This is a genomic window from Azospirillum sp. B506, from assembly GCF_000333595.1.
In the GTDB taxonomy this organism is placed as follows: Bacteria; Pseudomonadota; Alphaproteobacteria; order Azospirillales; family Azospirillaceae; genus Azospirillum.
Genome location: NZ_BADK01000937.1, coordinates 1 through 1,981 on the forward strand (window position 1 = coordinate 1; position 1,981 = coordinate 1,981).

Annotated in this window: 2 protein-coding genes; both read left to right on the forward strand. The window is 68.0% G+C overall.

Annotated elements, in window-relative coordinates; all coding sequences use genetic code 11:
- Window positions 1-546, forward strand: a 546-nt coding sequence (locus I71_RS28990; protein ID WP_280109926.1) for a TCP-1/cpn60 chaperonin family protein, incomplete at its 5' end; no start/stop codon positions are given.
- 226 nt (window positions 547-772) lie between these two features.
- The coding region (locus tag I71_RS28995) for a sigma-54-dependent Fis family transcriptional regulator (RefSeq protein ID WP_042702509.1) at window positions 773-1,981 on the forward strand (1,209 nt) is incomplete at its 3' end.

Here is a 1,981-nt window from a genome sequence, read left to right on the forward strand (position 1 = left end):
CCCAACGGCTGCGAAGCTGACGCACGGCACCGCCCTGATCGAGGTCGGGGCGCCACTCCGGTGGAGCAGAAACGCACCGCCCAGCTTTTGGAGGATTCGCTCGCCGCCGCCCGCGCGGCTCTGGCAGAGGGCGTGGTGCCCGGTGGCGGCACCGCGCTTGCCCGCATCGCTCCGCTGCTCGACCGGCTGGCCGAGGATGTCGGGGACGGCGAGCGGGCCGGCGTGAGGCTGGTGCAGCGGGCGATGCTGCAGCCCCTGGTCTGCATCGCGGAAAATGGTGGGCTGGACGGGGCCGGCGTCGCCACTCGGGTCGCCGGACTTCCCGACGGTTCCGGCTTCGATGCCCGCAGCGGCCGGTTCGGCGACCTGTTCGCCGCCGGCATCATCGATCCGGTCAAGGTCACCACGCTGGCCTTGCTGAACGCGGTGTCGGTCGCCAAGCTGGTGCTGACCACCCACACGCTGATCGCCGATATCCCGGACGACGTCGATCCCACCGCCGGGCCGGCCCGTGGCGGTGGAATGGAGCGGTATGGGCGGACCTGATCCCGCCCGGCCGTCACATCTCACCTCCACCTTCGGGGAGAAAGGCAGGAAAAAAGCCATAGAGTAATCCGCTACTACCGCTCCCGCTTCGGTTCGGCATATGGTTTCTTATACAAACAATCGCTGATGCGGAGGACTTGCAGGCGAACCTCCGCATCCATTATCCGAAGACAATCGGCGCACCGGAAACAGACCGTGAATGACGCCGGGAAGCAGGGAGGGGACAATGTTGGCCAACGAAGGGGCCGGCATCGGCCATCTGGCCGTTGCTTCGTCCGGTCGGGCGCTCCATGGGCCGGGCGAAGGCGAAACCGCGACGATGAAGGCGTGGGAGGATTTCGTTTCCGGATCGCGGCGCGACAATCTGCCGGTGCGCGACGTGGTCATCCGATCCTGGGCGCGATGTCAAAGCTTCCTGGTCGATGCGCGGGCGGAGTCTGCACCGGTGGTCTGCGGCGACCATATCGAGGCTCTGCGCCGCGACAACCGCGACCTTCTCCAGGCGGCGGCCTCGACATTGGCGGAGGCCGCGGATCTGCTGGCCGGAACACGCACGGTGATGCTGATCACCGATGCCAATGGGGTGGTGCTGGAGGCTGCCGGCGACCGCGCGACGCTGACCTCGGCCCGCGACATCAGCCTGGCCTGCGGCGGCCAGTGGGGGGAGAGCTGTGCCGGCACCAACGGAATCGGCACGGCCCTCGCCTCCAAACAGCCGGTCCTGGTCCAGGCGGCGGAGCATTACTGCGCCGGCATCAAGGGGTGGAGCTGTGCCGGTGCGCCGATCCACGATCCCGTCGACGGGATGGTCGTCGGCCTTCTCGACATCTCCGGCCTGAAGCAGAGCTTCAGCGGACAGGCGCTGGCGCTGGCCGTGGTCGCCGCCCGGCAGGTTGAATGGAACCTCGCCCGCCAGACGGAGGCCGAGCATGTGCGGCTGCTCGAAGCCTGCCTGGAGGACAGCCAGAAATATGCGGGAGAGGGACTGATCGCACTCGATGCCCGTGGGCGCCTTCTCTATGCCAGCCGGAAGGCGGCACATCTGTTGAAGACAAGCCTCGGATCGGAACTGCCGCAGCTGAACCGTGGGATGAAGCTTCCCATCCCCGGTGTCGGAAACAGGGCAGGGGGACAATTGCCGGTTCCCTCCGACTGGGTCCGGCCATTGATGCTGGATGGAGAGCGGCGGGGAACGCTGCTGGTCATCCCCGCCGCCGCATCCAGCCGGCCGACGGCCGGGCGGCGCGCTGTCCCGGATGAGTCCGACCGCAACCGCTCCCGCTTCGCCGACATCGTCGGGGACAGCGACAGTCTGCGCACGGTGATCGCCCAGGGAGAACGTCTGGCGCCGCTGCCGGTGCCCATCCTGATCGAGGGGGAGACCGGCGTCGGCAAGGAGCTGTTCGCGCGTGCCATCCACGGACACAGCGCAGCG